We start from the raw sequence: 26,553 nt of genomic DNA on the forward strand, positions 1-26,553 counted from the left end.
TCATCTGACAACCAGATAATCTCTGGCAGGAACTGTCTTTCCGTCGGGTGTCTGTGCATCACTGTAACCGTAATTTACATAGACATTTGTTCCATCCGCATACTGTGTGCGGGATAAATCTTCTGTGATATTCTCGTGGTCAACCATTTCCTGATTGAAGGTGTGGCCGAGCTCTTTGTTGTATCTGGTGTAGATATCAACCATCTTATCCTTCCATGCTGAGTAGGTTGCTCCGTAATAATCTGTGTAAAGTGTCTTCTGTGTTGCGAAGGAAGACTCATTCATGAATGTGAAGTACAATCCTGCGCCGTATTCAGCACTGTAGAGAACTTCGTTTTCCTGATTTCCACCGATGTTGATTGAATCACCTGTGTAATTAACTCTGCCGTGAACAGCTATCTGGTAGAAAGGAACACACTGATCAAGGATTGTATACTCACTTCCTCTTAAATCCATTCCTGTAACCATGCTTGCATAAGGAACTGCATAGTCATTACCCATGTTGATCATTATCGGAGTGCCTTCGCTCTGAACCTTCTTAAGCTCTTCTTCCTGAAGGCCCTTAACACTCTGTCTGCTCTGGATGTTCTTTCTGTAAAAATCTGATGAAAGATCTTTACCGATATCCTGGTAAGAAACGCCTGCTCCATAGGAAGCTGCTGTACCAGCGAACTTATCAGCGATGCTCATTGCCAGCTTTGTATGTAAGAGGTAATACAGATGATCTGAATTTTCTCTCTGTGCATAGGTTATGTGGCTGTACTCATAGAGCTTTGCCTGTTCCTTACTGATAAACTTAGCGGCATCTCTGTAGGAGAAGAATCCGTCAAGCAGATTAGAATCATTCGCATACTGTGTTATTCCATCGAGGTAAACCTTTGAACCTGTCTCCTCTCCGGTTTTTACAAGGTTCTTAAGATCCTTCTTGCTTCCAAGTGCTCCGATTGTCTTAGCGGATTTAAGTAACTTCTGATCAACACCGCCGTTACACCAACCGGTGAGCTTAACTGACATATTCTCTACGCCGCTATCGCTAAGCTCCTTAACAATGTTGCTTGCTTCGTTGTAGCTTGTAAGCTTTAAAGGTCTCTTTACAGGTAAGCCAAGAATCTGCTTTACCTTATCAATAGCTCCGACAATTTCAATTGCTACGGGAGCGCTTGTGTCTGAATTCATTGACAGAGAATCGCCGTATTTATCCTGTAAATATGTGCCATACTCTTTTGCCATGTCTACATAGCTACCTGAGTTGATGAATGTGTATCTTCTTGTAAGTGTCTCATCCGGAAGTGAAGGAACATACTCGTATACTTCACTGTTTGCGATATCACCTACATCATACTTTTCTCTCTGGCAAATGCTGTAGACTGCATTTACATAGTTGTAACTGTTGTTTTTACCACTTATGTCTGCCTGAATGGAAGCATAAGGGCTACCATCTTCAAGAACACAGATGAAGGAATCATTTCCCTCAGCTACACCGAATACTCCGTAATATGCTCTGGTGTTATGTACTACCGCATCTCTGCTAAGACACATATCCCATCCATATACATTTGTATAGTAGCTGCTCTGTGATACTTTGCCGTTGTTGAAGTTGATTGTTGCTCCGCCGCCTTCGGGTACGAGCATGTAACCTTCTTCATCCTGTCCGCCTGCTCCGAAATAAGGGAGAGGAGTAAGTGTATAGATCGGTGAATCTGATTTATACTGAAGGTCCTTCATGGGAACCTCAACAACAAGATCATTTCCTTCAAGCTTGTAAATAACGCTTACGTTGAATACCGGCTTGTCTGAATCCTTTACTGAAAGGTCATTTGCTTTATCAGCCTGGAAATCATCGTATGTATATCCGGCTTCTTCAAATGCCTTTTCCATCTTCTTTCTAACGTTTTCCTTTGTCTTATCACGAAGAACATAGATTACGTTGTCTGCAAGAAGAGGATAGTTTGCAAGGAGCTCATCCTTGTTGGCCTCATCCTTTTTACCAAGCTTGTTGATATCGTACTTTTTGTAGTACTGCTGGATAAAGTTAACTGCTTCCTTATCCATCTTATCAAGCCAGCCATCAAGGGCATCCTTTGTAATTACAGGTGGTATTACATATTCCTTGATTACATCACCGAGTGAGTAATCTACTCTGATGGAATCACCATCCTGTGTAATGTTGTAAATCTGATTTGAAGTACTGTATGCAAAGGTGTTATATGTTGTTTCAAGTCCTGTAACCACTGAATATGACATGATCAGAGGTGACTGAAGATTTGCTTTCTCCTCAGGAAGTGCAACCGCATCATTTGCTGCGTTGTCAGGATTTGACTTCCACACCTTTCCGGTCTCTTTAACAGTTAATGTAAACTGTGTTGTAACCGGATCCATCTCAAGCTTTAACTTGTCGTTCTCAAGGACTACTGTGTCCTCTCCGCCTTCATAAGAATACGGTACGACAGCTTCCTGTGTATCACTGGCATTTTTATGATTTATTATGAAAAGTACGGCAATCAGTATTAAAACGCATATGATAACAGGTGCTATTAAGCCTTTTAAAAACTGCCATATTTTCTCTTTCTTCATATCTTTCATGTCTGCTCCCATCCGTAATTCCTATAGTCGGAACAAAAATTCCTTACCCAGAGAGATAAAGTATGAAACTCCCTGAGATATCATACTGAAGAAGATCATCAGTATGAAGATCATAACAAGCATTGCAAAAAGTGTTGCAACCGTGAATAAAAGGTTCTTTCCAGCTGAGTACTCATGAATCTGTCCCATTGCTGCTATAACCAGGAGTGCTGCCCACACAAGTGATATCGCACTTACCATGGCGTAAAACTCAGCTTCATCTACGGTAACGAAGTTACTGAATAACATCAGCGGGAACTGGATCAGCGGATACGGCGTAAGCGCATAGCACGTTGCCATATAAACCTGTCCTAGTCGCCCCTTACCATCGAATAGAGTGGTAAGACCCCAGTTTCCTACAACCCAGAGGGCCAGCGGAAACAGTATACTTGCTACATATAGGAATATATTCAAGTCTTCCCAGTAAACTACCAGGAAAATGAAGCTCGTGTATCTAAGCTTGAGTATTCTTATAAGTATTGTTGCTAAAAGAATAGTGTTAGCTGCTGCGTAGGTTCCTCTTTTTTCATGTGTCAGATCCCAAAATCCGTCAAGCGGATGGGTGATACAGTATAAAGCGAACTTCAGCGAGTCAATATATCGATCATATTTATCTTTTGCGATAGCTGCCATTATTTTTCTCCGTCCTGTACATTCATGAAAATATCTGCAGTGTCAATCTCATGTTTTATCTTCTTGACTCTTCCGATTCCCAAAGGAATAAGGAACAGTGCCAGAATAACCACTACAATCAAAACAATATGATCTTCAACCCATATCTTTCGATACTGCTTATATGCCTTTGAGTAGTTCTCTCTGTCATACTTGAGCTCAAAGTACTCCATTGCCTCTTTATACTGCTTCTGGCGAAGAAGTGATCTTCCGATTCCTATATAAGCAAGATCGTAGTTACCATTCTGCTTCATTACGTTTTCCCAGGACTCACCTGACTCAGCGTACTGTCCCTGGTCAAACTGTTCTATTGCATCGTATACCAACTGTCCGAACTCTGTAGGTACGAAAACAGTGATTGAATTATCAAGTGCATCTACTACATAGAGGTCATGACCTATGTGGTCAATTGCTGTAGGTCTTCTGAAGTAACCGTTCATGTTACCGTTTCCGCCGTAGCAGAATACTATGTGACCCTGATCGTCATATCCGAAGCATCTTCCGCGGTTTCTGTCGAGACATACATAGATGTCATTGTCCATGACAGTTACGTCAGTGAAGATTGAAAGTCCTTCATAACCACCGCCGGATCCCCAGTAAAGATCTCCGAGTACGCCCCATTCTCCGTTGTTGACGAGAATGTCGTTACCAAGAAGATTAAGCTTTCTTACTGCACAATCTGTATCGGAAGCCTTATCCTTGTTAAGGGCCATTGTCGCATATATGAAGCCTTCATAATCCATGTAGATGTTCTCATACTCTGTAGGAACGAAGGATTCCATCTTTGCTCTCTGTTCCTGAGAAGCGAACTTCTTCCAGATATAATCTGTCCAATCGAATTTAACCTTGGTAGCTCCTACAAATCCTGAGAATGTTCCGTCAGCCTCATACTTGATGAGACCTTTGTTAATTCCTGTAGCTATGCAGTACACACGGCCTGCAGTATCGATTGCGAGCTTTTTAGGCTGGAATACAAGGCTGGGATCAAGAGTATTATCAACAGGCTTTGTAAACTCCATTACGTAGTTCAGATCCTTATCAAGCTTTAATACTCTGGCATTTCCCTGATCTGCTATATAGAAATCGCCTTCTTTCGAAACCGCTACGTCTGTAGGGTTTGAAAATGTCTTAACCTCTGTATCTCCCTCGAAGGAATCGATTATTCTTAAAACCTCAAGTTTTTCAGCTGAATCTCTCTTAAGCTCCAGAATTCTGTTATTTCCGCTATCACAAAGGTAGATCAGATCTCCGTATGTGAAGATTCCGTCAGGGTTATTCAGATTAGTATCAAGTCCCAGGTCTGCACCGGTAAATACCTTACAAACTCCGTAGAAATCAGGGCTTTCCTGAACATCTCCCCACCAGTCGTAATTATAGGTGTATCCATATTCACCTGCATATGCCGTTAAAGGAGTGGCAGTGATCACCATCAGTCCTGCAAATATTGCAGCTGCTCCCTTTACGATTTTTTTCATAGTCTGCATAACTAACACCTTTCCAAATGTGGTATGGTAATGTATTTCATCAATCCTTAAGACCTGAACTAGCCATTGTCTCGAGGATCTGGCTCTGTGAGAATACAAAGATGATAATCGGAACGATCATTACTACAACCAGTACGGCTGCACCCTGACCTGTTCTTGCGATACCACCACTCTGAATCTGCTGAAGGGCAAATACCAGAGTCTTCTTCTCCTCTGAGTAGATAAAGGTTGCTGCTCTGTCGTTCCAGAGTCTCTGCACCGAGAAGATGATAAGTGTCATCCATGCGGGCTTAACGTTCGGCATTACGATTCCTGCGAATACCTTCCACTCATTAGCACCATCGATCTTAGCAGCTTCAATAAGTGATGTCGGAAGACCTTCCATGAACTGCTTCATAAGGAAGAGTCCCATCGGTGCTGCGAAAGCAGGTACTATGATTGCCCAGTGGGTATCGATCCATCCCAGCTTGTTTAATATGATATAGTTCGGGATAGCTGTTACATATCCGGTGAACATCATTGCTACAGTAACGATTTTGAAGAATGTCTGATTTCCGGGGAACTCATACTTAGCAAGTACGAATGCCGCCATGGAGGAAATAATCAGATGTCCAAAAGTTCCTACAAATGTGATAAATACTGTATTGAACAGGTATCTTGAGAAAGTTACCCAGGATTTACCCATTGTTACAAACAGATCCGAGAAGTTATCAAGTGTCGGATGTTTAGGGAAAATCGTCGGAGGGAACTTAAACAGTTCATCCAAAGGCTTCAAGGCACTGCTCACCGCGTATACGATCGGGAATGCCATGATCACAGCTACCAGAATCAGGAACAAGTAGAGGAAAAAGTCACCCCAGATGGATCTGTTAGGCTTCCTCTTTTTGATCAGTTTCTTACGGTAAACCTGTTCCTTCTCCGCTTTTTCAATTTTCTTCTTGTTATTATCTTTACTCATGTCAGGTTCCCACTCTCCTCAAGAGACTTTGAATTGCTTTATTACATAAGATCATCATCAGGAACAGGATAGTTGCGATTGCACATGCATATCCCATTTCATATCTCTGTGAACCGTAGTCGATAAGATGCGCTACGATTGTTCTTGCTGCGTAATCCGTACTGGGGAATCCGCAGAGCTGCATTGTTACATCAGCTACGTTAAATGCCTGTGTGATTGACATAACCGCACCGAACATAAGCATAGGCTTCATGTTGGGAAGTGTTATGAACCAAAGCTCCTGCCAGCGGTTCTTTACGCCATCCATGTAACCGGCTTCGAACTGGGATCTGTCTACACCCTGAAGACCAGCTACGAATGAAAGGAATCCTGATCCCAAGCTCATCCAGAGGATAACCAGCATACAGATAGGAAGCATATACTGAGGATTTACGAGCCAGAGGATCGGTGTATCAATTATTCCCCATTTCATTAAAAGAGCATTTACATGTCCGTAAGCATCACCTCTGAACAGTACGGCGAAGATTACGAAACAGTTTCCCGCGATTGACGGTGCGTAAAACACCATGACCGCTATACTTCGTACCCATCTCGGCAATTCATTTATCAGCCAGGCAAAAAGGAAGGACATTATATAGCCAAGGGGTCCGGTAATCACAGCAATCAATAAAGTGTTCTTCACACCGATTAGGAAGATATCGTCCTGCAGAATCAGGCTGATGTAATTCTGCAGTCCAATAAATCGCGGTGCTTCCAATACGTTGTAATATGTAAAACTAAAGTATATGGATGCCAAAACCGGAAAAACATAAAACATTGTGAACAAAATCGCGTAGGGTGCCAGAAAGAGATAGCACATTTTTCGATTTTTAGCCTTTTTATATGCCACCTTTGCTTCGTGCTTTCGCAAGGTGATATATTTTTGAAGATACTCTTTCATTCTTTCTCTCCTAAATTTCTCGGGATATTGTGCTCATGCCATTTGTTATTCCAGTGGCATTCCAAACTCTTTCCTCTTCTTAATGATCTCTTCATCAATGAAGATCGAGTAGTCAATTATCGCTTCACGGGAATCAACTTTGTCGTTTATAACCTTTCGAATTGCGTTTGCAATGTGTCGTCCGGTGAAGTATCCGCCAGGAACCTCTCTGATTCCAACGGTCTGATCCCACTGCTTATCAAGTACTTCTATATCATTTGTGCTCCAGGAGAGATTTCTGAATGCATCTCTGTTCGCTGTAGCATATCTTGCAGATGAACCAAGGAGTGCCTCGATCTCTCTACCAAATCTTACCTGTGTATCAGGCTCTGCCCACCACTTCATGAATTCCCATGACTTATTGCGAAGCTCTTCATCCTCTTCTCTGATCATCATGGTTGCACTACCTGTGATGAAGTCTGAACAATCTATTGTTCCGTCTGCCTGCTCTGTTCCGGGAATCAGTGTGAAGTCCCAGAGACCTCTGATCTCAGGCGCTGATACCATAAGTGTGTTATAGGTTGAATAAGGAGCTACACCTATCGGCATCTCACCGGATCTGAATCTGCTGACGAAGTCATAAATTACAGGAAGACCATAGTCATTAAAGTATCTTACATACTCATCGAATGCCTTAACACCTGCCTCGGTATTAACCGTTGTCTTGGTGCCTGCCTCGTTGTACATATCTCCACCGTTCTGATAGAGAAGTGAGAAGTACATTGAAAGGTCAGGAGCGTTCGACATGATTGATGTTGAAGCTGTTGCTGTTGAACTGTTACCTGCTGCGGTAGGAATACCAACTGAGAGGTTGTGACCCTGAATTGTGGGCATCATCTCTATAAGCTCCTGCCATGTCTTAGGAGGCTCAAGTCCAAGCTCTTCAAGTACGTCCTTTCTATAGAACATAACGTTGAATGTCTGTGTCTCAGGAACACCGTAAATGTGTCCGTCGAGACGGTACTGCTCGTATGAACTCTCTGAATAGTGAGCCATTACATCCTGCCAGCCATCGAACTGAGTAATATCCTCAGCTGCACCACGGAGCGCGTAGTTTACAGGCTGATCTGCACCTACGGAAAGAACTACGTTCGGTCCTCTTCCTGCAAGTACTGCATTAAGAAGTGCATCAGGAGCAACGATTTCTACGTTAACCTTAACTCCGGTCTCAGGTGTGAATGAATCATCTACCATTGACTTAAGGATTGTACCCTGGTCACGACCTGTAAGGATCCAAACCTTTACTACCTTATCTGAACCATTTGCATCATATACGTCACCGACTGAGTTATAGTCCACGAAGAATGATGCAACGAAAGATGCAACCTCATGTCCGGCTTTACTAAAGAAGTTAGCCTTATCCTTCTTAGGTGTAACACCTGTTCCGCTTACTACCAGGTAGTCTACATCAAGCTTTGTATCACTCATGTTAAGTGATGCTGTACCAAGAGCTGTGATGTTATCCTTGAAGGATACGAACTCAGTTGTTATTTTCTGAGGCTTTTCAACAAATCTCTCAAGCTGCTGAGCTACTGTCTGTGCAGAAGCAATCTGATCTGCTTTCTGACCGGTAAACTCTGTCATTTCATCAACTATCCTGTAAAGACGTTTTGATTCAAGATCCATAGCTTCCATGATCTCAGGATAGGTTTTATCAATGTGATAATCTCTGTAGATATCCGGGTTAACACCTGTGTAAACCAGGATTCTTCTGTATATCTGATTAAGTCTGAAGGTTGAATCCTCAAGTTCCTGAAGGATATGACCAACACCACCAAGAGTAGCTTCAAGTCTTAATGTGTGTGTACCCTTTGTCAGATATATGTTGTAGGGTGTTCCGTTTTCATCTGCAAGTTCAAGGCAGTTCCAATCGTTTTCAAACGGGAAGGATACTTCATTAAGTTCATCAAAAGGAACCTCTCCGTCGATAAGAACCTTTCTACTTGATACAACGCCTCGTGAGTAGTTCTGGCGTCCCTTGATCATTATGTTATAAAGACCATCTTCGGGAACTTCCATATCCCACTCAATCCACTGCCCTGAACTTCTCCAGGTATCTCCTCCTACGTAGTTCAGAACTGTGTGTGTAACACTGTTAGGAACAGTTGTTGGTGAAGATCTGTCATATTTTGCATAAAGTGAAGATTCTGATCTTAATGTTGAATTTTCACCCTGGATTGTCTGAATGTAAGTCTTAGCTGCATCTGAGCCTTCTTTTCCGGCAACCTCTGCAGAATACTCTTCATAGGTCTTAGCCTTCTCAATTGCCTTTACCTGAAGCTCTGCGATAAGCATCGGCTCGTTCTCAGCTTCAAATGTAAGGATGTTCTCACCCTGTTCGAAGTAGAACTGGTAGGGATCTGTGATGAATCCCATGTCATCTCTGAAGTAAGCTGTCTGCCAGTCAAATACCTCTTTCTGTGTAGGTCTTATCTCATTACCCTGATTGTCGACCTTAACATCTCCGCCATCTGCCCAGATTCTTGTGAATGTGATGTTCTTTGCATCTTCAAAAGGAGCTTCACCATTTATGAAAACTGATCTCTCAGCTGCAACACCTCTTGACTCGGGGAGATAGTACTTCATATAGAGGTAATACATTCCTGCTTTAGGAACATTGACTTTCCAAGTCACCTTAGAACCTGTTCCTGTGTAAAGAGCTTTTTCTACATCTCCCTCAGGATTGCCCTCTTCGTGAACCTCTCCCTCGCTCTCGACATCTAAAACGTCTACGTCGATTGACTCGCTCGGTCTGTCTGTATCAGCATGTCCGTTCAGGTAATTGGTATAAGTACCTGTTCGCTCCATACCCTCGACATCTTTTGTAAGATCTGTACCTTCGTATTTATCATGGAAGGTTTCTATCCCTCTCATGGATAACAGCACGCATATCACTGCGATGGCTGCTACCACACCAACTACTATTAATAATGTTCTGGAAGTCTTTTTCATGTTATCCACCAAAATCTTTTATTCCGCATCTGTTTCTGCAAATACCCAGAAACACGGTTTGGGTTCATATTTACTGTCAAATAGAAGCGGGCACTGTGACTGTCCCGTTTTGTTACCGCCGCCCACATTGGATCGGAACTGAAGCCATGAATACTTATCTATCGTTCCCCAGAAGGTCATTCCGGTAACCTTGGCTGCGCCGGAGTTCTGTGCTGACTTAAGTGCATAATATAGAAGATTGTACTGTTTTCTCATCTTCTCATATTCAGCATCCACAGATTCAGGATCCGAGCTGTCATACTGATCACTTGCTGATAAATCCCACTCTGTAATCTGTATGTTCTGGGCGACCTCACCGTAGGCCTTGATCGCATTCTCGAACTCTGTGCTTGAAGGACCGCTTACACTGTAGTGTCCCTGCATTCCCATCGCTGTAAGTCTGGTTCCTTTTCCGGGAGCCCCCTCCTCAGCTTTTACTGCTTCGAGAAGCTTTATGATTCCGCCTCGCTTTTTAGTATCACACTCGTTATAGTCGTTGTAATAAAGCTCAAGGCTTTCAGGTGCATATTTATTTGCATATTTAAATGCATTTATAATGAAGCTTTCATCCTGATATACGTGCCACCAGCTTGAGTTGCCTCCGTGGGTGTCCTGTGAAAGGTCTTCATCAGGTCTCTCAGTATCTGTTCTGTAGGTTCCTGTTGAATCAGATATTGCTTCGTTTACAACATCCCATCCATAGAAGAGATCCTTGTACTTGCTATCCTCACCTACAAAATGCTCAAGTACTGACTTTATGTACCATTCCTGGCGCTTATCCATCACCTCAGCAGTTACATAAGGCTTTTCCTTATCGTAGTCTTCATGGAAGAACCACTCAGGTGTCTGTGAATGCCACAGAAGTACATGTCCTCTGACCTGTAATGACTGATCCGGATGAGTCTCATTCCATTTGAGGATTTTATCCAGGATCTTTTCCGGATTCTTAAAACTCAGAACCGGAACTGTTATTGTCTCGCCGTTAAGCTCTACTTCTTCAGTCCCCGGACACTTTGCATTGCTGTATCCGAAAAGTGAATCCGGTTTTAATTCATTTCCAAGCGTTACGCAATTGAAATGCTTTGTTACTATATTCCAGTTTTCAATGTCCCAGGGTTCCTGTCCGGTGATCGCACAACCAAATCTGCAACCCATTGTTTTTTCTACGCTGTCTTTTAGTGCAGGAATGGTGTCTTCCTCGCTTTCTGTATCAGTTTCCTCTGTATCGGCAGTGTCTGCCTCTTCAGTTTCTTCTTTATTATCTGTTTCTGCAGAGCCTTCTATATTATCTGCATCTTCTGTCGTGCCTTCTTCCATATTTGAGGCATTTTCAGCAAATTCTTCCAAAGATTCATCTTTTTTATCTGACTCTTCAGATGTTGCGGTATTTTCATCCGCTATATTTGTTTCAGTAGTACCACCTGTTGAAGATTGTCCGCATCCTGCGCCGATTATTGCTGCTGTTGCCAGCAATACCGCCGCGCCAATCTTCCGGCGCTTTATAAGATCATATTTCTTCATGAAATATTCCTTTCTACTTCTCAAAATTTGCTAAAAGTCTTTAAAGCTGTGCTGTTACTAAAGCATAGACGTTTACGGCATATTGTGCTTATCACATTTTGCTTTTCCATACGCGCTTATTGCTATATACTTTCCAAAAAATCCACTCTCCATTTGTGAATATTGTACAACGCAGTATTTCTGCTATCAAGTTTTGTTTATAATTACTTTATAGATGATACATAATTCATTCATAATCGCAAAATTTGAGAATCACCATTTCCTACATTAATCTTCCATTTTATTGCTAAATGCTTCTCAATTATTGCTCTTTGCGGTACGAAAATTTGAGCAATTTCTTGTATGCATTTCACAAAGTTGCTAAAATAGGGCGTTTTCTATTTACTATCCCCCGCAATATATGCTAAAGTACGAAAATATAAGATTGCGTTTCGCAATTATTGCATAGGTAATGCAAATATCTGTTTATCAGATTTTGAGATTTTAAGAGGATGTCATGAAGAACAAGAGAGAGAACCTTAATCTGAATTTTTATCAGCAGAATACTGACTTCCGTAACAGAGTTATGGTTGCAGAGAAGGAGAACAGTATCTTCCCTAAGGATGCTTCTGTCCGCATATGGTACAATGTGCAGACCAGCGATTATCTGCCCCATTGGCATGATGCTATGGAAGTAATTATTCCTATAGAGAATTATTATGATGTTGATATAGATAACGAGCCTCATCATGTGCTTCCCGGAGAGATCCTCATGATATCTCCCAGAAAGATGCATCACCTGCATGCTCCTGAGAATGGCGCTCGTTTTATCTGCCTTTTTAATGTAGACTTCTTTTCACAGGTAAAGGATTATACAGGTATGCTCTTTGTTAAAAATAGCTGCATTCACATCACTCCTGAGACCTATGCACCTGTTTACAGCGAGATTTACGACCTCTTTACACAGATTTGGAATGAATATTTCCAGAATACTGAGTTCTACGAGTTCTCAATATATGCCAACCTTCTGCAGGCGTTTACTCTGCTCACCAGATGTCAGCTCAACCAGATCCATCTATTTACAGAGAGCAGCCCTAACAAGCGCAGAGACTACTTCACAAGACTTAACGGCGTTCTTGAGTACATCGACGAGCACTATACTGAGGATCTTACACTTGATGAAGTTGCGGACTTCAGTGGTTTCTCCAAGTTCCACTTCACAAGACTGTTCAAGGAATATATGAACTGTACCTTCTATGATTATTTGATTGGCCGCCGTATCAAGGCTTCCGAGATCCTGCTCTCACAGCACGAACTGTCAATAACAGACGTAGCCCTGCAGGCAGGCTTTTCAAGTATTTCAACCTTCAACCGTACCTTCAAGACGAAGAAGGGCTGCACCCCGGGTGAATATCGAGCTCTGTTCAGACATGGCAAGGAAGGTTCCGCTGATGGAGCTGTATCAGAAGAGGATGCAGTAGCTACAAGAATCATTTAAAATATCACAAGCCCGGAAAACCTGGTGTTTTCCGGGCTTTTTCAATTCGATAACACGCGTTTCTCTTCCTATGACGTTTTTTAGTCATTAAAACGTAAAATGTATCGTTGCGGAAATAAAAAACACCGTCTCGGCGATTGCTAAAACGGTGTTAAAAATTCAGGTAAAAATTTTAATTCGATTTCTTACTTGTGTAGTTGCATACGAAGCTTTAATAAATTTCATATTTAAATTCAGAAAATGCTGCTTCGCCACCGGATTCCTTCGTACTAAACATAAACAATGCAAAACGGCAGCCAACAAAATGAGCCAGTGTAAATTTTAAACTCTTTGAAAACGGAACCGGATTGAACTCCTTTTCAGAAAGCTTCCTGTAGAATACTGTTGCATTTCCTACAGGCGCAAATGTATTCGCATCAAATCTTAACGCATATGCCTTCTCATTTCCAAGCGACTGTCTGAATTTCTCAACCTCTTTTCCCTCTTCATTGGAAATAAGAATAAGGTCATTCCCATCAACAGTCTTCTCAATAGCCAGATAACAGTACTCTTCAAATAAAATCCCAAGGCCTGCTCTATCACCAACCTTCAGATCTTCAACATTTACAATAACACTCGCTCTGCTTCTAGGCAGCGTCATACGCTGGGTTAGCGTGTTTATGACCTGATCGAACTTATCGCAAAGTCTGTCTGTTTTAATGAGCAATCTCTTCTTTTTAGTGTCCTGCTTAACAAGAGATACCTCCGGCTGATGATTGAACTGCCAGAAGCTCCTCATTCCGAAGCTGTCAAACTCGGCATTATCGGTTTTTCTGCCCTCAGCCACATCAGAAATCTTAGCTCCCTCACTGAAGTCATCACTTCCAGCAAGAGGAATATACTCATGATCCGGATTCGTATTGCAGATTTCAATCTCTGCAGGAAGCTTACCATTCTCATCTATATAAGGAATAGCTCCCTTCCATCTAAGAGGAAGTAAAAATGGTGTTCTTCCAACTCCGCCTCTATCCTGGAAGAGCATGGTAAACCAGTGCCCGTCGGGTGTATCCACGATACCGCCCTGAGCAACGCCCTGTCCGAAATATCCCATATCATCACAGAAAATCTCGCCGCCATGGAATTCACCTTCCAAAGAAGAAGCAACGAAATAGTTCTGTGTTCGCATCCATCTGTCCGGCAAAGAATGAATAAGGAACAGATAGTACTTATCATTTATCTTGTAAAAATGGCAACCCTCATAGCCAAGACGTTTATTGCCCACGTCCTTCACAAGCGTTCTCTGAAGTCCGCCCTCCTTAGGACCCTTCAGGTCGCTGTCCAGCTCCACAAGCTTAATCTCGGTATTGCCAAAGGCAACAAATACCCTGTCCTCATCGAACAGAATGCTGCCATCATGATAAAAGCCCTCAATATACTGTTTTTTCCAAGGTCCTGTAATTGAATCGGCTTTATATAAATACGTTTTTTGTGTGTCATTAGCCACAAACATCAAATAAAAGCAGTTGTTATGGTATCTAAGACACGGCGCCCACATACCTTTTCCGTAAATGCCTACCCCATCGGTAAGACATTGTCCCTCTGTGCTATCGAGTTTATCATACACATAGGCAGCATGCTCCCAATGGAGAAGATCGTAAGACCTTAAGATCTCACATCCCGGAAAAAAATGCATGGTTGTTGAAGCAAGATAGTACACATCCCCCACACGGATCACGTCTGGATCCGGATAATCCGATGGAATTATCGGATTAATTGTCCCCATAGAAACTTTTTCTTTAATCATTTTATAAATCTCCAAGAAATCATATCGTAATCTTTTCCTACAAAGGTGAAGAAAAGATCATGCACTCCGTCAGGATTCATCTCAAGTGAGACGAAGGTATTCTCAACCTCGCCATCTGTATCTTCAACCGGAACGTATGCAAGAACCGGTCCCTCAGGTGAATCAAGGCTGACTCTCACTGCTCCGGTACCTCTGCCCTTATATTCGAGGCTGACCTCGAAGGCTCCGCCGTTACCGAAATCTGCGCCTGTAACGCTAAGCCAGCTTCCATCCTCTATTCCGGTCACGATCATATCTCCGGATCCGCACTCCTCAGCTGTATCGCCATACTGAACAGTATCAATTCCTGAGCAGTTGGACATTGTTACAGCCTTAACCTCTTCATAGGGATTCAGGTATGATAGCTGCTTTACGCCTGCTTTTGTTCCCTTTGAAACAGAAGGCGCATTGTCCTCTATCTGCAGAACATCTATATTAGTGCTTCTATATCCCCCGAGCTTGCCCTTAGCTTCCTCAAGAATTCTGGAATGGTATGTAATGTACCACTGATTCTTGAACTCAAACATGCAGTGATGATTGTTACCGCCTAGACCAAAGAAGAACTCAGGATTCTTAAGTACAGGCTTATAGTGCTTAAAAGGTCCCATGGGCGAATCTGAAACAAGCGTTATTATTTCGCCCTGCTCAAATCCGCGCTCTTTCTCTGCTTCAGGAGTCATGCTGAAGTTTGAGCAATATGAATAGTAATACTTTCCGCCCATCTTATTGATGCCTGAATCCTCAAACAGATAAGCAACATTCTCTATAGGCTGCGGATCGCCATCAAGGCTTATCATGTCCGCTCCAAGCTTTACAACTCTGGCTGTGCCGGGATTTGAAGCCTTTTCCGGGCAGGGAACGCCGCCACCAACATACAGATATGCACTTCCATCATCATCCATAAGAACTGCCGGATCGAAAAGCCATGTAACCTCAGCGCAGTTAGGAGTCTCTCTTGAAATAAGAGGTCCGTTAATAGGATCTGTGAAAGGCCCTACCGGGCTGTCAGCTGTCAAAACAGCTATTCCGTTACCATTATTGGCAAAATAGAGGAAAAACTTGTCCTTTCCATCAATATTCTTATAAGCTGCAGCTGGAGCCCATGAATTAGCTCCCCACTTTGCAGCGCCTGTTTCTGATGCAGCGTAGATTGTTCCGTGATCTGTCCAGTTAACGAGATCTGCTGAGGATACTACGTTGATCTTATTGATATTTCCGTAGGTATTCTCCTTAAGCTCACCATTCTCGTCATACATCGGATCATCACCGGTCATATAAAGATAAACCCTGCCATCATATACAAGAACATATGGGTCTGCACCATATCTCTGTGTCATTACAGGATTGTGATCTGAATACTTTTTATAAGCAGGGCTGAGCTTTACGCCCTTAAACATTTCTTCCATTGTACTTACTTCTAAAACTTGCATTATTACCTCCCGAATCTTGCGAATGACGCAAAGCCCTATGTTTATCCCAATTTAATGTAATTTTATTGTTATAGGGAACATCTTTCCACAAAGTAATTGCTGATTTTTTTGCATTAATTGCGTAGTACATAGCAATCTTTAGAAGCTAAATAGCAAGATTCGCATAGACCTTCAAAAACCTATGTAGCTAAAATCAGAGTAGAGATTAGGTATATTAAGAAACTTTTTCTATATGGAGGATACAAGGTATGTTAAGACAGACAAAAGTAGAGAACGGCGAGGTCAGAGGCCTTCCCGGCTCAGACCCTAGAATTACCGTATATAAAGGTATTCCCTTTGCAGCTCCGCCTGTAGGCAAAAACAGATGGCGTGCACCCCAGCCCTGTGAAAACTGGGACGGCGTGTTAGAAGCCTATGAATTTGGACCTATTTCCGTGCAGGATACTCCCGGTCTCGGAACCGATATTTACTGCAAGGAATGGCACGTAGATCCTGAGATTCCCATGGATGAGGACTGCCTCTACCTCAATGTATGGACACCTGCAAAGAAAACCGACGAGAAGCTTCCCGTACTTGTATGGTACTTTGGTGGCGGATTCCAGTGGGGGTACACAGCAGAGATGGAATTTGACGGTGAAAAGCTCGCAAGACGCGGAATCGTCGTTGTAAGCGTAAATTACCGCTTAAATCACCTGGGCTTCTTAGCTCATCCAGAAATTACCAAGGAAGCACCCCAGGCACCCGGAAACTTCGGTCTCCTTGACCAGAAGGCCGGTCTTGAATGGGTTTACAGAAATATAGCAGCATTTGGCGGAAATCCCGACCAGATCACTATTTCAGGACAGTCCGCAGGTGGCGGCAGCACAATGCATCAGCTTGCATGCGATGATAACTTTGATAAGATCAAGGGTGCTGTTGTTATAAGCGGTATGATCCACAATCCAAAAATGACAGAAGATATTTTTAGACCCCTGAATTTAACTGAGGCTGAGAAGCTTGGCGAGGAATTCTTTGAATTTATCGGTGTAAAATCTCTTGAAGAAGCAAGAAGCATTGATGTATTTACACTTAGAGAGAAATATGGTGAATTTGCCCAGAATCATCGCAGAATGTTCCCCTTCCAGGATGGTGTATTCTGCAAGGAGGATCCTGCAGTCAAATTCCTTGAAGGACGAAATGCACCTGTTCCTGTTATCTCGGGAAATACTTCCGATGAATTCCAGATTGATGGTGAAAGCAGCGTTGAATCCTCAGTTAAGACTGTTTTTCTTGACGCTGAAAAGAACGGCAGAAATCAGAACCACTACTATTATAGATTCGATCCCGATATCCCGGGCGAGGATACACCCGGAACCTTCCATTCAGTTGACCTCTGGTTCTTCTTTGAGACACTTGGTAAGTGCTGGAGACCTATGGAAGGCCGCCATTTCAAGCTTGCAAGGCAGATGTGCGATATGTTCGCCAACTTCATTAAAACAGGCGATCCTAACGGAAAAGGCTGGGACGGCGAAGATCTTCCCGTTTGGGAACCCTATACAGACAAAAACCGCGCCGAGATGGTATTTGACGGTAGAGGCGCTGTTCCTCAGAAGGAAGGCGGCATAAGACTTGGAATCACAGGTAAAAAGCAGGCTCTTAACCCCTATCTCCCTTCCTGGGAATACATTCCGGACGGAGAGCCCTATGTATTCGGTGACAGAGTTTATGTATACGGTTCACACGACCTTTACAACGGCGAAACCTTCTGCCTTGGCGACTATGTATGCTGGTCCGCTCCTTTAAACAGTCTTGGAGACTGGCATTATGAGGGCGTTATTTATCCCAAGACAGCAGATCCGCTTAACAAGGACGGTCATATGTGCCTCTATGCACCTGACGTCACAGTAGGTCCGGATGGCAGATATTATCTTTATTATGTACTCGATAAAATATCAATCGTTTCCGTTGCAGTATGCGATACTCCTGCAGGAAGATACGAGTTCCTTGGATACGTTCACTATCCGGACGGAACAAAGCTTGGTGAAAAAGAGGGTGATGAGCCTCAGTTTGATCCCGGTGTTCTCACAGAGGGCGATAAGACTTATCTGTTCACGGGTTTCTGCGGACAGGGCGATACCTCAAGACACGGCACTATGCTGACTGTGCTTGGTCCCGATATGCTCACAGTTGAAAAAGCTCCTGTGATTGTTGCTCCCGGCAGCTGCTACAGCAAGGGCACAGAATATGAAGGACATGCCTTCTTTGAAGCTCCTTCCATCCGCAAAAAGGACGGAAGATACTTCTTTATCTACTCCTCAGAGGTTATGCACGAGCTCTGCTATGCTACCTCCGACAGCCCGGAAGGTCCCTTCTCCTATGGCGGAGTTATCGTAAGTAACTGTGACCTTCACATTGATTCCTATAAGGATGCTTCAATGTCCATGGCCTGCGGCGCAAATAACCACGGAAGTATGGTTCAGATAGGCGATTCCTGGTATATCTTCTATCACAGACATACAAATAACACCTGGTATAGCAGACAGGGCTGTGCAGAGAAGCTTGAATTCAGACCTGACGGAAGCATAATACAGGCTGAAATCACCTCTTGTGGCCTAAATAACGGTCCTTTAACAGATATAGGTGAATATCCTTCATACATCGCTTGTAACCTGTTTACAGAGGCACATGAGATATATGTAGGTAAGGAAGGCCCCAGAGTTGTTCAGGATGGCGGTGATGGTGATCGTGAGATCGGATATATCAGACAGCTTGGAAATAACTCAACAGCAGGCTATAAATACTTCGATATGAAGGCTGTCAGTGGTCTTAAGATCAAGACCAGAGGATATTTCAACGGTAAGGTTCAGGTTAAGACTAAGTGGGACGGCGAGGTTCTCGGAGAAATTGATGTTAATTCTCAGAACATCTGGACAGAGGGTACCTGCAGCTTTGCCCCGATAACAGGCGTAAATGCCCTTTATCTCACCTTCGTAGGAAGCGGAAGCTGCTCCCTTAAGAGCTTTGAGTTTATACACTAATATAAATTCCGGCCCGCATTTAGTGGGTCGGAATCTTATTTTAAATAAAAAACCCGCGGCATTGGGGAATGCCGCGGGTATTCTCTTACTAACGCTTATTTAAAAAGAGTAAGTATAACCTATACTATATCAACCCTTTACACCACCAAGTGTAACACCACCAACGATGTATCTTGAAAGGAGAAGATATACAACAATTACAGGGAAGATTGAGAATGCGATCATTACATAAACCTGTCCCATATCGAACTTCAACCAGTCTGCTGCACGAAGCTGTGCGATCAGAATAGGAAGTGTCTTCTTTGTATCTGTGTGAAGTACAAGTGCAGGTGTGAAGTAGTTATTCCAGCTGCTTACAAATGTGAAGATAGCCTGAACAGCGATAGCGGGTTTCATAAGCGGTACTACAATGCTGTTAAAGGTTCTGAACTCACCTGATCCATCAATTCTTGCTGCCTCGATAAGTGAAAGAGGAAGTGTTGAATCCATGTACTGCTTCATATAGAAGAATACAGAAGGTGCTGCAATTGCAGGAATTGTAAGCGGGATAAATGAATCATCAAGTCCCATCTTGCCGATCAACTGAAGGAAACCAAGCGCAGTAACCTGTGCAGGAATCATCATGACCATAAGAATGAAGGTGAACATAAATTTCTTAAACTTGAAGTCGTATGCATGGATTGCATAAGCTGTCATAGTTGAGAAATATGTTGAAAGTACTGCAGTAACAACTGCAATCAAAAGTGAGTTAAAAATACCATTAAATATAGGTAATGTACCATTTTTAAGGTTAGTCCAGTTTTCAATAAGATGAGTACTGGGTATCGCTGTAAATCCTCCACTAAGCTCCTGATGAGATCTGGTTGCATTGATAAAAAGAACATAAAACCAGAACAGGCAGAGGAAAGTTACAAGGCCCAGCACGATATATGCAATTATTCTTCTGACACGGACAGAAGCACCATTTTCCTTCTGTCCTGCCATTAAGCTTGTATTCGCCATTACTGCTGTTGTAGATGCTGACATATTATAATCCTTTCTTATACTAACGATAACAGATGTTGTTAATCTGTATCAGTCTTATTTCTTTTCAGGTGAAGCTGTAAACTTAAATACTATAAGGCTGAGTATACCTGTTATGATGAACATGAATACTGAAAGCGCGCCACCAAGACCATAGTTCTTGCTGAACAGATGCTTATTCAGATACATAATCAGTGTCATTGATGAACGCATCGGATCTCCGGTTCCGTTTGTAAGAATCTGAGGAACATCGAACATCTGAAGTCCACCGATAAGTGATGTAATCATAACAAAGATAAGAATAGGCTTGAGCAGCGGTAATGTAATTTTATAGAAAATCTGAGTAGCTGTAGCTCCGTCAACCTGAGCTGCCTCGAAGAGTGAAGGGTCGATACCCATCATTCCTGCCATCAGAAGAATCGTCGTATTTCCAAACCACATAACACAGTTCATGAATGCTACAAGTGAACGAACTGACCATACGTGTGACATGAACTGATATGCTTCTTTAATTACTCCAAGCTGTAAAAGAAGTGAGTTGATCGGGCCAGTGTTTGCAAACAGTGTGAAGAACAGCATTGAGAATGCTGATGCCATGATAAGGTTAGGCATATAAATAACTGTTTTGAAAAATCCCTGTGCCTTAAGTCTCAGTGAAGGATCTGTGAACCATGCACCAAGAAGAAGTGAAAGAATGATCTGAGGTACAAAGCCCATAACCCACATAATGAGTGTATTGACTGTGTAAGTCGGCAGATCGCCGTTTGTGATAATTGTTAAATAGTTCTGTAATCCTACGAAGTTAGGTCCAACCTGTGTAAGACCTGAACGGTAATTTTCAAAAAATGAATTATAGATTGTTGATACAAGCGGTATCATCTGGAAAACAAGGTAAACAACAACAAAAGGTATAAGAAAAATGTATCCCCACTTATTGTAGCTTACTACTTTACTCTTTTTTTTCATAAGCATCCTCTTTCTATCTTTTCCAAAAAATTGGGTGTTTAGTCTTTAAATAGTTAAAATTCTTCATTATACAGGGCGCAGTGGATAATTCCATGCGCCCTGCTTAAATTCCCCTAATAATCTAACCTACAGGCTTTAGCCTATATTTTTTAGTTATTAAATCAGTCAGCTGTAACCTCAGGATACTTCTCAACTACAGCCTTCTTGAACATATCAAGCGCCTCGTCAAGAGTAGCATTGCCTTCGAAGTAGTTCTTTGCAGCCTTCTGGAACTCTTCGTTACATCCCTGATCGTATGCGGAAAGGTTTGAAAGATCAACCTTCTCAGCACCTTCTGCAAGCTGCTTGTAAGGGTTCTGTCCACCAAGAAGTGCAAGGTTACCTGAATCATCAGAAGCGAGCTCTGCAAGAACTGACTTGCTGTTTACACAGTCAGCATCCTTCTGTGCGATCTCTTTAAGAACGTCCTTGTCAGTTGTCATTGTAAGGATGATATCCTTAACAAGACCAGCGTTGTCTGTACCTGTTGCTGCGCAGATCCATGTGCCGCCCCAGTAGTATGACTGCGGTCCTACACAGTATCCCCAACCACCGTTGTTAGCGATTGTGCCGTCCTGATCAGCGTCAAGGCAGAAGTTGAAGAACCAAGCGGGTCCAAAGTAGCAGAAGATCTTTCCATCGGGAGTCTTACCCTTTGCCCAGTCATCGCCCCAAAGGTCATATGTGTTCTCAGCCTTAGCGTCTACAAGTTCCTTAGAATCGTTGATCCAGTTCATAAGGTTATCATCGATAGTAAGCTTGCCATCCTGTACCCACTTACCGGATACGTTGTTTGAATATGTACGATATGTGTCGTTTACAGAACACATTGTGTAGCCTTTTTCCTCAGCAGCCTTAGCTGTCTCTACATACTTATCCCAATCTGCTACAGCAGCCTGTACTTCATCAGGATCGTCTGTTCCAAGAACATCCTTAGCAGCATCACGGTTGTAGATAAGACCTGCTGAGCAAGCCTGCCATGATGAGCCCTTAAGCTTACCGTTGCTATCTGTAACAATTGCCTGTGTGTAAGAATACTGATCAGCAAGGTCAGCATCTGTGATACCAAGATCAGCCATAGGCATTGTGTAATCTGTATCTACATATTTAAGAGCGTAGTCAGCCTCAACAAGGAAAAGATCGATCTTGTCATCTGCAGCTGCGCTATCCTGCTTAAGAAGTGTCTCATCAAGGTTGTTCTGATAAGCATTGTTCTCACTGGGAGTGATGTTCCAAACTACATCAACATCACCGATCTTACCGTGAGTAGCGTCAACCTCTTCATATCCCTTATAGTGGTCTGTAAGTCTTGACTTGAACTCTTCGTTCCAAGCATAGATGTTAAGAACCTTACCCTCGTCAGCTGCAACCTCTGCTGTAGCTTCCTCAGTTGACTCAGCAGCATCCTCTGTTGCCTCTTCTGTTGACTCAGCAGCATCCTCTGTTGCCTCTTCTGTTGTCTCAGCAGCATCCTCTGTTGTCTCAGCAGGAGCCTCAGCAGCATCTTCTGTTGATGCTTCCTCAGCGGGTGCTTCTGTTGCAGGTGCAGCATTGTTTCCGCCACAACCAGCGATCACGCCAGCTACCATTGTTGTTGAAAGTAATACACCAAGTAACTTTCTTTTCATGAAATTGTACCTCCCGTTTCATTTAATAATGAAAATGATTAGTTGTATATTTAAAACAGCTTCTGCTGTCTTAAACCGTTATGAAATAAGTCTTTTGACTGTTTCGCCCTCATTGAGGTGACCAGGAACAATAACCTGTTCACTGAGAGTCGTTCGTGGATTCTCTATGGAATCAATAAGCTTCTCAGCTGCTTTCCTACCAATAAGATCTGTATCCTGAACAATTGTTGTAAATTGTGGACTGTACTTCATTGCTATATCAATTCCGTCATATCCGGCAATTGAAATATCATCTGGTATTCTTAATCCCTTCTGTTTAATAGCATTTATGCCTCCAAAGGTGGCAAAATCATCGGGATATAATATGCAAGTTGGTCTGTCACTTAATTCCAAAAGTTTCTCTGTTGCCCTCTGAGCACCTACAGTGTCGCGATATTCAACCTCAAGTACATACTCATCCGGAATCTCCAGGCCAAAGTCCATCGCGGTTTTGTAAAAGCTCTTTATACGGCTCTGAGTAACTGCTGAATCCGAACCATGGATATAGGCGATTTTCCTATGTCCCATTCCATAGATATATGTAAGCAGATCCTTAATGCCCATGACGTTATCCGATATAATAGCGGATCTGTCATTGAACACATGGTCAATGGTAACAACCGGTATGTTTCCTCTTACAAGCTCCTCAACTTCAGGCTTGTAGAAGTCAACGCAGGCTATTGCCACGCCGTCGAAGTTTCTGTATCTCGCATGTGCAAGATATGACATATACCCCTGAGAACTTCTGTTATTACTTATAAAGGTAAGGTCGTAACCTTTCTCCTCAATCTTCTTTTTGAAGCTTTCGATCACTCTGGCGAAATAGTTATGTGTCAATCCGCTCTGTGAGTCATCCATGAACAAAAGTCCTATATTATATGTACGATTAGTTTTTAACGCTTTAGCTGCAAAATTGGGAAAATATCCCATTGCCTCTGCTGTTTCGCGAACAAGATCTTTTGTTTCCTGGCCGATGTCGGCTTGGTCATTTAATGCTTTTGAAACTGTTGCGACAGATACCTTGCACGCGGCTGCAATATCTTTCAATGAAACTCTTTTACGTGCTGACATCTGTCCCCCTTAATTTTCCTAAAACGTTTTCGTAACTTGAATATACATCACATTTTCCATGAAATCAATATATTATTTTGATTTTGTTGTGCATATTGTATCTTTTTGTGATTAATTTACAAATTTAAACTTAAATAATTTTATATTTTTCATAAATTTTGGGTTAACACCGCTTATTTCCTTAAACGCAGCGAAAATTTTCCCGTTTTTAAGCTTCCTTGCTACATTTAAAAATGTCTTGAAATGTAGGAGTTTACACTATATAATCACTTTAGCAAACAATTCTTAATCGTTTAAGATTTTTTTAGGAGGAATATCGATGAAATACGGATTTTTCGATGACAAGAATCGTGAATATGTCATCACTACACCAAAGACTCCCCTGCCCTGGATTAACTACCTTGGCAATAAGGATTTCTTTTCGCTTATTTCTAATACATGTGGTGGCTATTCTTTTTATAAGGATGCAAAGCTTCTTCGTCTTACAAGATATCGTTATAACAACGTACCTTATGATAACAATGGTAAATACTTCTATATTAAGGATGGCGAGACAGTTTGGAATCCCGGCTGGCAGCCTGTTAAGACTGAGCTTGATTCCTACGAGTGCCGTCATGGTTTAGGATATAGTAAGTTTACATCTGAGAAGAACAGTGTTAAGGCTTCTGTTCTTTCCTTCGTTCCCATGAATGATACCTGCGAAGTATCTCATGTAGAGCTTACAAATAACGGCTCTTCAGAGAAGAAGATTCAGCTTTTCTCTTATGTTGAGTGGTGTCTGTGGAACGCAGATGACGATATGAAGAACTTCCAGCGTAACTTAAGTACCGGTGAAGTTGAGATAGTAGATTCTACTATTTTCCATAAGACAGAGTATCGTGAGAGAAGAAACCACTACGCTGTATATTCAGTAAATACTAAGGTTGATGCCATCGACACAAGCCGTGATGCATTCCTCGGTTTATATAATGGTCCTGATCATCCGGACGCTGTATTTGCAGGAAAGCTTACAAACTCTGTAGCAAGCGGCTGGTCACCCATCGCAGCTCACCAGATCGATGTAACACTTGCTCCCGGTGAGACCAAGACCTTCAACTTCGTTCTCGGCTATGTTGAGAATCCTGAAGATCAGAAGTGGGAATCACACGGAATTATCAATAAGAAGCCTGCTAATGAGCTCCTTGCAAAGTATCAGTCAGATGCTGATGTTGAGAAGGCTCTTGCTGAGCTCAACAGCTATTGGGATAACCTCCTTTCCATCTACCACATCAAGTCAGGTAATGAAAAGGTTGACCGTATGGTTAATATCTGGAACCAGTATCAGTGCATGGTTACCTTCAACATGTCACGTTCTGCTTCCTACTATGAGTCCGGAATCGGCCGTGGAATGGGCTTTAGAGATTCTTGTCAGGATCTTCTTGGTTTCGTTCATCTCATTCCCGACAGAGCAAGAGAGCGTATCATCGATATCGCTTCTACTCAGTTCCAGGATGGTAGCGCATACCACCAGTACCAGCCCCTTACAAAGAAGGGTAACTCAGACATCGGTTCAGGATTTAATGATGATCCGCTGTGGCTGATCGCAGGTACCAGCGCATATATTAGAGAAACAGGTGATATGTCAATCCTTGATGAGTCTGTACCTTTTGATAACGATATGACCGTTGCTACACCTCTTATGAACCACTTAAAGAGAAGCTTCGATTACATCGTTAACCACAAGGGTCCTCATGATCTGCCTCTTATCGGACGTGCAGACTGGAATGACTGCCTGAACCTCAACTGCTTCTCAGCTCATCCCGGTGAATCCTTCCAGACCTTTGGTCCCAGCGAAGGCCCTGTTGCTGAGTCAGTATTTATCGCAGGTATGTTCGTTAAATATGGTGAAGAATACGCTCAGTTATGCGAGCTTAAGGGCGACAACGCTGAAGCTGAGAGAGCTCGTGCTGAAGTTAAGAAGATGTATGACGCTGTTTGCACAGCTGGTTGGGACGGCGAATGGTTCGTTCGTGCTTATGATGCACACTCCAACAAGGTTGGTTCACACGAGTGTAAGGAAGGTCAGATCTACATCGAGCCCCAGGGCTTCTGCGTACTTGCAGGTATCGGTGTTAAGGAAGGTCTCGCAGAGAAGGCTCTTAAGAGCGTAAAAGAGCGCCTTGATACAAAGTATGGTGTAATGATCCTTCAGCCCGCTTATACAGAGTATCACCTCGAGCTTGGTGAGGTTAGCTCATATCCTCCGGGATACAAAGAAAATGCTGGTATCTTCTGCCACAATAACCCTTGGGTTTCCATCGCAGAGACAGTTCTCGGACATGGCAACAGAGCATTTGAGATCTATCAGAAGACATGCCCTGCTTATGTAGAGGAGATCAGTGATATCCACTGCACAGAGCCTTATGTATATTCACAGATGGTTGCAGGAAGAGATGCTAAGTTCCACGGTCAGGGTAAGAACAGCTGGCTCACAGGTACAGCAGCTTGGACATTTGTTAATATTTCACAGTATATCCTCGGAATCTATCCTACACACAAGGGCTTATCAGTAGATCCTTGCGTTCCTGCTGATTTCGGTGATTTCGAGCTCACAAGAAAGTACAGAGGCGCAACATACAATATCTCTGTAAAGACAAACGGAACAGAAAAAGGTATTAAAAAGCTCATAGTAAACGGTAAGGAAATCGAAGGAACCGTTATACCTCACGATCCTTCAGTTTCTGAATACAACGTTGAAGCAATCATGGGCTAATATACTTTCTATTTTTCAAACCTCCAAAAAAACCCACAGGCCAGACGGTCTGTGGGTTTTCA

General features: G+C 42.7%; 16 protein-coding genes. 3 read left to right on the forward strand and 13 right to left on the reverse strand.

What is annotated here, in order from left to right; genetic code table 11:
* Genes G601_RS0102310 through G601_RS24605 form a run of 7 tightly spaced genes read right to left on the reverse strand, consistent with a single transcriptional unit; the run spans window position 1 to window position 11,227 of the window.
* On the reverse strand, window positions 1-2,583 hold the full coding sequence (locus G601_RS0102310) for a DUF5696 domain-containing protein (RefSeq protein ID WP_155834435.1): 2,583 nt from the start codon (window positions 2,581-2,583) through the stop codon (window positions 1-3).
* 21 nt (window positions 2,584-2,604) lie between these two features.
* Window positions 2,605-3,255 carry a YIP1 family protein gene (locus G601_RS0102315; protein ID WP_026664362.1) on the reverse strand — a complete coding sequence of 217 codons (651 nt, stop codon included), beginning with the start codon at window positions 3,253-3,255 and terminating at the stop codon, window positions 2,605-2,607.
* Window positions 3,255-4,769, reverse strand: coding sequence for a hypothetical protein (locus tag G601_RS0102320; RefSeq protein WP_196812574.1), 1,515 nt, complete (start codon window positions 4,767-4,769; stop codon window positions 3,255-3,257). Before G601_RS0102320 ends, G601_RS0102315 begins: the two co-directional genes overlap by 1 nt.
* Before the next feature lie 49 nt (window positions 4,770-4,818).
* Window positions 4,819-5,736 (reverse strand): carbohydrate ABC transporter permease, encoded by a 918-nt coding sequence (locus tag G601_RS0102325; protein ID WP_081673344.1) that lies wholly within the window; start codon window positions 5,734-5,736, stop codon window positions 4,819-4,821.
* Window position 5,737: 1 nt separating this feature from the next.
* Window positions 5,738-6,676 (reverse strand): carbohydrate ABC transporter permease, encoded by a 939-nt coding sequence (locus tag G601_RS0102330; RefSeq protein ID WP_026492521.1) that lies wholly within the window; start codon window positions 6,674-6,676, stop codon window positions 5,738-5,740.
* A 45-nt stretch (window positions 6,677-6,721) separates the two neighbouring features.
* On the reverse strand, window positions 6,722-9,667 hold the full coding sequence (locus G601_RS0102335; protein WP_026664363.1) for an extracellular solute-binding protein: 2,946 nt from the start codon (window positions 9,665-9,667) through the stop codon (window positions 6,722-6,724).
* 18 nt (window positions 9,668-9,685) lie between these two features.
* A complete protein-coding gene (locus G601_RS24605; RefSeq protein WP_026664364.1) occupies window positions 9,686-11,227 on the reverse strand; it encodes an endo-1,4-beta-xylanase in 1,542 nt (513 codons plus the stop codon).
* Between the two features lie 496 nt (window positions 11,228-11,723).
* Here G601_RS24605 and G601_RS21565 point away from each other — a divergent pair, with 496 nt between their 5' ends.
* Window positions 11,724-12,704: a helix-turn-helix transcriptional regulator gene (locus G601_RS21565; RefSeq protein WP_081673345.1), complete on the forward strand. Its 981-nt coding sequence runs from the start codon at window positions 11,724-11,726 to the stop codon at window positions 12,702-12,704.
* Window positions 12,705-12,915: 211 nt separating this feature from the next.
* On the opposite strand, the gene G601_RS0102350 is transcribed toward G601_RS21565, so the two are convergent.
* Window positions 12,916-14,487, reverse strand: coding sequence for a glycoside hydrolase family 43 protein (locus tag G601_RS0102350; RefSeq protein WP_051201009.1), 1,572 nt, complete (start codon window positions 14,485-14,487; stop codon window positions 12,916-12,918).
* Window positions 14,484-15,956, reverse strand: a complete 1,473-nt coding sequence (locus G601_RS0102355; RefSeq protein ID WP_081673346.1) for a glycoside hydrolase family 43 protein — start codon at window positions 15,954-15,956, stop codon at window positions 14,484-14,486. Before G601_RS0102355 ends, G601_RS0102350 begins: the two co-directional genes overlap by 4 nt.
* Before the next feature lie 248 nt (window positions 15,957-16,204).
* Here G601_RS0102355 and G601_RS27160 point away from each other — a divergent pair, with 248 nt between their 5' ends.
* Complete coding sequence (locus tag G601_RS27160) at window positions 16,205-18,973, forward strand: carboxylesterase family protein (protein WP_330368788.1); 2,769 nt, start codon at window positions 16,205-16,207, stop codon at window positions 18,971-18,973.
* 129 nt (window positions 18,974-19,102) lie between these two features.
* Here G601_RS27160 and G601_RS0102365 read toward each other — a convergent pair whose 3' ends face one another.
* The 4 genes from G601_RS0102365 to G601_RS0102380 form a co-directional block, all read right to left on the reverse strand.
* Window positions 19,103-19,957: a carbohydrate ABC transporter permease gene (locus G601_RS0102365; RefSeq protein ID WP_026492527.1), complete on the reverse strand. Its 855-nt coding sequence runs from the start codon at window positions 19,955-19,957 to the stop codon at window positions 19,103-19,105.
* Window positions 19,958-20,053: 96 nt separating this feature from the next.
* Window positions 20,054-20,962 carry a carbohydrate ABC transporter permease gene (locus tag G601_RS0102370; protein ID WP_026492528.1) on the reverse strand — a complete coding sequence of 303 codons (909 nt, stop codon included), beginning with the start codon at window positions 20,960-20,962 and terminating at the stop codon, window positions 20,054-20,056.
* A 161-nt stretch (window positions 20,963-21,123) separates the two neighbouring features.
* Window positions 21,124-22,629, reverse strand: a complete 1,506-nt coding sequence (locus tag G601_RS0102375; protein ID WP_026664366.1) for an ABC transporter substrate-binding protein — start codon at window positions 22,627-22,629, stop codon at window positions 21,124-21,126.
* A 78-nt stretch (window positions 22,630-22,707) separates the two neighbouring features.
* Window positions 22,708-23,739, reverse strand: a complete 1,032-nt coding sequence (locus G601_RS0102380; RefSeq protein WP_035786597.1) for a LacI family DNA-binding transcriptional regulator — start codon at window positions 23,737-23,739, stop codon at window positions 22,708-22,710.
* Window positions 23,740-24,058: 319 nt separating this feature from the next.
* Between G601_RS0102380 and G601_RS0102385 the strand changes: the two genes are divergently transcribed.
* Complete coding sequence (locus tag G601_RS0102385) at window positions 24,059-26,491, forward strand: GH36-type glycosyl hydrolase domain-containing protein (protein ID WP_026664367.1); 2,433 nt, start codon at window positions 24,059-24,061, stop codon at window positions 26,489-26,491.
* Window positions 26,492-26,553 lie beyond the last annotated feature (62 nt).

It is taken from the genome of Butyrivibrio sp. FC2001 (assembly GCF_000424125.1).
Classification (GTDB): Bacteria; Bacillota; Clostridia; order Lachnospirales; family Lachnospiraceae; genus Butyrivibrio.